Annotated in this window: 9 protein-coding genes; 3 read left to right on the forward strand and 6 right to left on the reverse strand. The window is 65.0% G+C overall.

All coding sequences use genetic code 11. The features are described from left to right. Positions 1-464, reverse strand: a 464-nt coding sequence (locus JaAD80_RS27480; protein WP_374755287.1) for a FimV family protein, incomplete at its 3' end; no start/stop codon positions are given. Between the two features lie 168 nt (positions 465-632). Between JaAD80_RS27480 and fumC the strand changes: the two genes are divergently transcribed. From fumC to JaAD80_RS27495, 3 genes are all read left to right on the forward strand, one after another. Continuing rightward, positions 633-2,027, forward strand: a complete 1,395-nt coding sequence (gene fumC / locus JaAD80_RS27485; RefSeq protein WP_102299282.1) for a class II fumarate hydratase — start codon at positions 633-635, stop codon at positions 2,025-2,027. Positions 2,028-2,123: 96 nt separating this feature from the next. Next, the gene (locus JaAD80_RS27490) at positions 2,124-2,345 is read left to right on the forward strand and encodes an RNA-binding S4 domain-containing protein (protein WP_102299283.1); all 222 of its coding nucleotides are present in this window, start codon (positions 2,124-2,126) and stop codon (positions 2,343-2,345) included. 120 nt (positions 2,346-2,465) lie between these two features. Then, positions 2,466-2,750, forward strand: coding sequence for a hypothetical protein (locus tag JaAD80_RS27495; RefSeq protein WP_102299285.1), 285 nt, complete (start codon positions 2,466-2,468; stop codon positions 2,748-2,750). Here JaAD80_RS27495 and JaAD80_RS31740 read toward each other — a convergent pair. The 5 genes from JaAD80_RS31740 to mobB all read right to left on the reverse strand — a co-directional run bounded on the left by JaAD80_RS31740 (position 2,747) and on the right by mobB (position 5,814). Then, positions 2,747-3,394, reverse strand: a complete 648-nt coding sequence (locus JaAD80_RS31740) for a DNA-binding domain-containing protein (RefSeq protein ID WP_258003220.1) — start codon at positions 3,392-3,394, stop codon at positions 2,747-2,749. The two genes, JaAD80_RS27495 and JaAD80_RS31740, sit on opposite strands and share 4 nt — an antisense overlap. Next, entirely contained in the window at positions 3,276-4,418 is a 1,143-nt protein-coding gene (locus JaAD80_RS27500; RefSeq protein ID WP_258003221.1) for a DUF692 domain-containing protein, read from the reverse strand. The genes JaAD80_RS31740 and JaAD80_RS27500 overlap by 119 nt, the downstream gene beginning before the upstream one ends. Positions 4,419-4,438: 20 nt before the next feature. Continuing rightward, positions 4,439-4,744, reverse strand: a complete 306-nt coding sequence (locus JaAD80_RS27505; protein WP_102299286.1) for a DUF2282 domain-containing protein — start codon at positions 4,742-4,744, stop codon at positions 4,439-4,441. 286 nt (positions 4,745-5,030) lie between these two features. Continuing rightward, a complete protein-coding gene (locus tag JaAD80_RS27510) occupies positions 5,031-5,231 on the reverse strand; it encodes a YjfB family protein (protein WP_102299288.1) in 201 nt (66 codons plus the stop codon). Positions 5,232-5,289: 58 nt separating this feature from the next. Beyond that, positions 5,290-5,814 carry a molybdopterin-guanine dinucleotide biosynthesis protein B gene (mobB, locus tag JaAD80_RS27515; protein WP_102299290.1) on the reverse strand — a complete coding sequence of 175 codons (525 nt, stop codon included), beginning with the start codon at positions 5,812-5,814 and terminating at the stop codon, positions 5,290-5,292. Between the last annotated feature and the right edge of the window lie 205 nt (positions 5,815-6,019).

Here is a 6,019-nt window from a genome sequence, read left to right on the forward strand (position 1 = left end):
GGCGTTGACACTGGTGCTGGCACAGCGGCAGCAATGAGTGGCTTGGCAGGCATGGCGGCGGGCGGCGCCGGGGTCAGCCACAGCGTTCCCAGGCGCACGATGGCACCGCTGCCATTGTCCAGCAACAGATACAGGTGCACGTGGCCGGCGCGGATCGCCTGCTGGGTTGTCACGCGCACATAGCGGCGCCCGCCCCGCTCCAGCGGCGTGATGGCCAGCCCCTGCAGGGCCGGATCCATGCTGATGCCGCCGCCCCGGTACACATCAGGCGAGGCCAGGCGCACGGCCACGCCTCGGGCATCCTCGGGCAGCAGGGCCGTCAGTTCGATCTCGGCCAGCAAGGGCTGGCCCACGTGCGACAGCACCGTCATGTCGCCCAGCTCGGCCGCCATGGCGGGTGGCAGGGCCAGACAAGCGGCGGCGCACGCGATCAGGGACCAACGGGGAAGGATGCTACTCGGCATGAACTGATCGCTTTGACAATAAAATAAAGGGGACTCGCCCACCTATAACGGCAGGAAATCGGGGAAATGTAGAGGCAGCACCGCAGAAATGATGCAATACAGCATCATCCTGTGCCTTTTTGGCGTCTGGAGTACACTCGATCCACCTCCATCGATGAAAGGGATGCCATGAGTAGCAGAATCGAACGCGACAGTTTCGGCCCGATCGACGTACCCGCCGACCGGCTGTGGGGAGCGCAAACCCAGCGCTCGCTCGAACATTTCCATATCTCCACGGAAAAGATGCCGCCTGAACTGATCGCCGCCCTGGCCACCGTCAAGCGCGCGGCCGCCCACGTCAATCTGGACCTGGGTTTATTGGATGGCAAAAAGGCGGTCGCCATCACGCAGGCTGCCGACGAAGTGCTGGCCGGCAAGCATGACGCAGAATTCCCGCTGGCGGTCTGGCAGACGGGGTCGGGTACGCAAAGCAATATGAACATGAATGAAGTGCTGGCCAACCGGGGTTCCGAGCTGATCGGCGGCTTGCGCGGCGCCGAACGCCTGCTGCACCCGAACGACGACGTCAACCTGGGCCAATCCTCGAACGATATCTTCCCCACCGCCATCCACGTGGCGGCGGCATTGGCTGTCGCCCACACCGTCCTGCCGCCGCTGCGCCAGCTGCGTGCCACCCTGGACGCGAAAGCCGCGGAGTTTGCCGACATCGTCAAGATCGGCCGCACGCATCTGCAAGACGCGACGCCGCTGACCCTGGGCCAGGAGTTCTCCGGCTACGCGGCGCAGCTGGACTTTGCCGAACACATCATTACCGCATCCCTGCCGCCGCTGCTGCAGCTGGCCGCCGGCGGCACGGCCGTGGGCACGGGCTTGAATGCCCACGTGGAATTTGCCGGCCGCATCGCCGCCGAACTGGCACGCCTGACGGGCCAGCCGTTTGAAACGGCCAGCAACAAATTTGCCGCGCTGGCTGCGCACGATGCGCTGGTGGCAGCCCATGGCGCGCTGAAAACCCTGGCCACGGCGCTGATGAAGATCGCCAACGACGTGCGCTGGATGGCCTCCGGCCCCCGCTCGGGCCTCGGCGAAATCACGATACCCGAAAACGAGCCGGGCAGCTCCATCATGCCGGGCAAGGTCAATCCCACCCAGTGTGAAGCGCTGACCATGCTGTGCTGCCAGGTCTTCGGCAACGATGTCGCCATCACGGTGGGCGGCGCCTCGGGCAACTTTGAACTGAACGTTTTCAAACCTTTGATCGCGCACAATTTCCTGCAAAGCGCGCGCCTGCTGGGCGATGGCATGCGCAGCTTCGACGAGCATTGCGCACACGGCATCGCACCGAACCGCGTACGCATCGCCGAACTGATGGAGCGTTCATTGATGCTGGTGACGGCCCTGGCGCCGCACATCGGCTACGACAAGGCGGCGCAAATCGCCAAGCAGGCCCAGCACGAAGGCACGACCTTGAAGGAAGCGGCGCTGGCCTTGGGCTTCGTTACTGAAGAGCAATTCAGTGCCTGGATCGTGCCCCTGGAGATGACGCGCCCCAACAAAAGCTGAGGCTGTACCCTGCATTGCTGGCGGCTTCAGGTAAACTATGATTTAGTTGAAGTCGTCATCAAGTGTTTAAAACACATCATTGCAATAAGGGATACAATGCAAAAAGTAAGCTTTGATTTAACATCCGAGTTCGTCGAGCTGAATCAGCTGCTCAAGCTGGTCGGCCTGTGCGACAGCGGTGGCGCAGGCAAGGTCATGGTCGATAGCGGCGTGGTGAAGGTCGATGGCAAAAAGGAATTGCGCAAGACCGCCAAGATCCGCGCCGGCCAGGTCGTCAGTGTGGGCGATATCCGCATCACGGTCGTCGGCCAGGCATGATCCCCGCGTGGGGCGCGCGAGCGGCCCCATGCATCGTGCCAGCATCCGCCCGGCTGCCCGGTCAAGCTGCAACACGTCGTTATTGCTAAAGATAACTATCGATTGTGGAAGGGGAGCGCCATGGACCAGCCCGAACAAGGTACGCGCAGCCAGGAGCGCCTGATCGGCGACTTGCGCCAGGTCATAGAAAACGCGGAAGAGCTGCTGCGTAACACGGACAAATACACGAGCAGCCTGTACCAGAGCGCGCGCGCCAGGCTGGAACTGGCCCTCGTCGCGGCCACCGCCGAGCTCGCCCGCTTTGAAGAAGAACAAGTAACGCGCATGATGGACGCCACCCTGGCCGCCAACGCCCTGTACTGCGACCAGACGGGTGAAGCGCGCCTGCTGCGCGCCTTCGACTAGTCGGGCGCGGGCAGCACTTGAATCAGTACCGCATGCGCCAGCCACAGCCTGAGCTGCCCGGCCAGGTCAAACCCTTCATCGCGCTCGAATGCCGCGTCGAGCGCGGCGCCGAAGGTCTGCCCCTGCTGCAGCTGCGCCAGCGCCGCATGCGCGGCCCCATCCAACGGCAATAATTGCGCTTTCCAGCGCGGCCGACACACCAGCGCATGGCTGGCCGCCTGCATTGCTTGCGGGAATTTCCCCCACCACTCCCCCTCCTGATGCGCCTGCCACAGGGCCGGCACTTGCCAGTCTGATGCCAGCAAGGTGCAGGCCGGATGCAAGCGCCACCGGCGCGCTTCCAGTACATCCGCAGGCATGGCGGCCAGCGCCTCGGGCGCCACGCCCTGCGCATCGGGCGCGTAGTGGGCCAGGTGCAGCGCCCACTCGAGACGCGCCATGTCCGGCAGGTAGGGCAGCTCGGCCACGTGCGGGAAAGTGGCGAGAAAATCGCCGAAACGCGCGCCAAACTGGTTCAAATCGGGGCTATCGGACGGCATTTCCCGCCCGTACTCGCGGGCCAGGCCGCTGAAAAACTCGTCTCCCACCAGCGCCAGCACGACGGGGTACACGTGGCCCAGGGTGCGCCGCCAGATGGCATGCATGCCGCCCCGGTACAGGCCGAGCCGTCCGGCCGCCGCCGGCCCCTGGCCAGAGCGGCAAGGCGCCAGCGGCGTGCGCGGGATCGAACATGGCGCTGGCAAAGGCCTGCTGGCCGGCGGCCAGGCCAGCGGCGGACACGCGCGATGGCGATGGCGATGGCGATGGCGACGCCACTGGCGCTCCCTGCCACGGGGCATGCGCCGCATGGCGCGCCAGCAGCGCCTGCGCCTTGTCCGCCTCGCCCAGCAGGACATCGAGTTCCGGAACGTCCGTGTCCCATTCAATCAGGGTGGGAATGGCGCCGAAGCGCTGCAAAGCCGCCGCGTACAATGCCCAGACGGGCTCGGCGACAGTGGCGCCATGGTGGTCGATGACGGCCTGCGGCGTCACCAGGTGGCCGCCCAGGTGCAGCTCGCCCACGCTGCGGGGAGCGATCGATTGAATGGCAATCAGGGCATCTTCGCCGTGGTTGCACTGGTTCACATACAGATTATTGATATCGAGCAGCAAACCGCAGCCGCTGCGCCGCGCCAGTTCGGCCAGAAATTGCGCCTCGCTCATGGCATCGTCGCAAAAGCGCAGGTAAGTGGAGACATTCTCCAGCAAGATCGGCCTTTTCAGCACATCCTGCACCCTGCCGACCCGCGCGCACAGCAAGTCCAGGGCGGCGCCATTCAAGGCCAGCGGCAGCAGGTCGTGGAGTTGCCGCTGCGCTACAGCGCCCCAGCTCAGGTGTTCAGAGACGAGGGCCGGCTCGATGCGCTCGGCCAGCGCGCGCACGCGCTCCAGGTGCGCTTCGGAAAAACCGTGCGCCGAGCCCAGCCCCAGTCCCACGCCATGCAGGCTGAGCGCGTAATCGCTGCGCAGGGCTTGCAGCACATGCCAGTCCCAGCCCGATGGCTGCAAATAATTTTCGGTATGCACTTCCAGCCAGCCCACCCTGGGCCGGCGCGCGAGAAAATCGCGGTAGTGGGCGGCGCGCAAGCCGACGCCCACGCCGGCAAGCGCGTGTTCCGGACGCGGCATGGCGCGGCTGTGCGGAATGCTTATGGCTGCGTGGCTGGCTTCGTGCCCTTGGCGGCCTTGACGGGCTTGAGCGAACCGCCGGCCTGCGTGCACGTACCCTTGGCAACATACGCCCATTCGGTGGGCAAGTTATCGGCGGCGGCCTGGCCGGCGCAGGAATGCGCACCATCGGACGAGGCGCAATCGTTTTGCCCCGCCTTGGCCACGCCGTAGCATTTTTCCTTGTCGCCCGTGGCGGCTGACGCATCATGCGCGGCGACGCTGCCGGTGGAGGCGGCGCAGATACCGGCCAGGGCGGCGGCGACGAGAGCTTGGCGTTTATTCATGGGGTAATCCTCTTGCATGGACGAAGTCATCGGAAAGTCATGGCTCGCCTCAGGCTGCGCTGCTGGCAACGCGGAGGCAATCGATGCCATTCTACTGAATCGGCCGCGCCGTGGCGAACATTGCGCGTGGAATTTGTTGGCGGAGCGAAGCAGGTGCCCGGGATAGCGGGAAGAACAGCGAAAAGAAGGCAGCGTGGCGGGCGTCAAAAAACAAAAGCCCGCTCGCCACCGTTGCAAACGGTGGTGCGGGCATGGCAGGCGCCAGGATGGCGCCCCGTGACGGCGCTCAGGCGGTCGTGTTGATGCGGTTGCCCAGGTGCGCTGGCAAACTTGGTGCCGACTGTACCGGCGGCAAGGCTTGCAGCAAGGCATTCGCGGTCGAACTTTGAATGTCCTGGGCTTTTTTCAGGACGGTCAAGCCTACGGCCTGGCGCGTACCCGTCTCTGCCATCGTGGTTGACAGTTGAGCAATGCTTCCGACGTCCATACGTTTCTCCAATGAGGTTCTACCCCTGTTAACGGATGCCGCCGGCAAACCTTTAGCCTTATTTTTCCAGCCTGCGCAGCAGCCACTCCAGCACCCGCTCGCGCGCGTTCAAATCCAGCCACTCGACGCCTGCGCGCAAGTCCGCCGGCGCCGGGCTGTCGGACGCCACGGCAACCACGTGCGGATCGTGCGGATACAGGGGCGCCTGTCCCACTTCAGGGCGATACACTTCCAGCTTGGCGATCGGGTCCGTCTTGAAGCCTTCCACCAGGGTCAGGTCCGCCGGCCCCATGCGGGCCAATTGCTGGGCCAGGCTGGGCTCGGGCGCGCCGCGCAGCTCATGCACGATGGCAAAGCGGTAAGGCGAGGCCACCAGCACTTCCGCCGCGCCCGCCAGGCGCAGGCGCGCACTGTCCTTTTGCGGCGGTTCCAGCGCCAGGTCGTGGTGGCTGTGCTTGACGAGGTTGACGCGCAAGCCGCGCGCCGCCATTTCCTTGACAACAAATTCCAGCAGGGTCGTCTTGCCGCTGCCGGAACGGCCGATCACGCCCAGTACCGGGTGCGCGGGCATTGCATCGTGCATGGGGGAATTCCTTTAATGAGTATGGCGCATTATACGCAGCCCTCCCCCGGCGCCGGCATCACGCCAGCGCCCGCTTTTACATGGGCTTGCCCATATCAAGCTTTTGCATCACGCCTTGACATCGCGCGGTGGCCCATCGGCCACGCCTGGGCCACGGCGCCGCTGGTGATGCGGCTGGCAGTGCCAGCCACGCCCTCAGCTGCCG

Source organism: Janthinobacterium sp. AD80, assembly GCF_002878455.1.
Taxonomy (GTDB): Bacteria; Pseudomonadota; Gammaproteobacteria; order Burkholderiales; family Burkholderiaceae_D; genus Janthinobacterium.